This window comes from Haloferax sp. Atlit-12N (assembly GCF_003383095.1).
Classification (GTDB): domain Archaea; phylum Halobacteriota; class Halobacteria; order Halobacteriales; family Haloferacaceae; genus Haloferax.
Map to the genome: position 1 here is coordinate 1 of NZ_PSYW01000056.1, position 763 is coordinate 763.

General features: G+C 59.1%; 1 protein-coding gene. It reads right to left on the reverse strand.

All coding sequences use genetic code 11. From position 1 onward, the window contains the following. Positions 1-694, reverse strand: a 694-nt coding sequence (locus tag C5B90_RS19960) for an aldehyde dehydrogenase (protein WP_115883636.1), incomplete at its 3' end; no start/stop codon positions are given. Between the last annotated feature and the right edge of the window lie 69 nt (positions 695-763).

Consider the following 763-nt stretch of genomic DNA (forward strand, 5'->3'; position numbering starts at 1 on the left):
TGCTCCCGGTGAACGAAAGCGCGTCGACATCCTGACTCGTCGCTATCGCATCTCCAACCGTGCTTCCGGATCCCGGAACGAAATTCAATACGCCATCCGGGAGTCCGACCTGGTCGAACGCGTCTACGAGCCGGGACGCGGTCGCTGGTGAGAGCGAAGCGGGTTTGAAAACGACGGTGTTACCGCTCACGAGAGCGGGTGCGATTTTCCACGTCGGGATCGCGATCGGGAAATTCCACGGTGTAATGATTCCCGCCGTCCCCCACGGTTCACGCTTTGTGAATAGCACTGTCCCGTCGGTCGCGCTCGGGGGTGCGGTCCCGCCGTAGTCACGTGCGATCTGTGCGTAGTACTCCAAGAGATCGATCGTTCGCTGGACCTCTCCCCGACTCCCACCAATCGTCTTACCTGTTTCGTCGGCGATCAGTTGGCTGAGTGACTCCCGTTCGTCCTCAATGATCCGAGCAGCGTCCCGAAGATATGACCCCCGCTCGTGAGCGGACATCGCTGCCCACTCGTCCTGCGCGGCGACCGATGCCGAGATCGCATCTTCGGTGTCGGCGACCGTTGCGGCTGGGAACGTGGCGATCTCTTCGTCCGGTGCTGCCGGATTCCGACTGACGACCTCGGAGTTGCCGCTTGAACTGCACCAGCTACCGTTGAGGTAGAGCTGTGCGCTTAGCTCACTTGCCATAAAGGGACACTCAAAAGGAACCTACTTAAATATTTACCATGGATTAGTTGATGTCCAGGTCATCCGTCT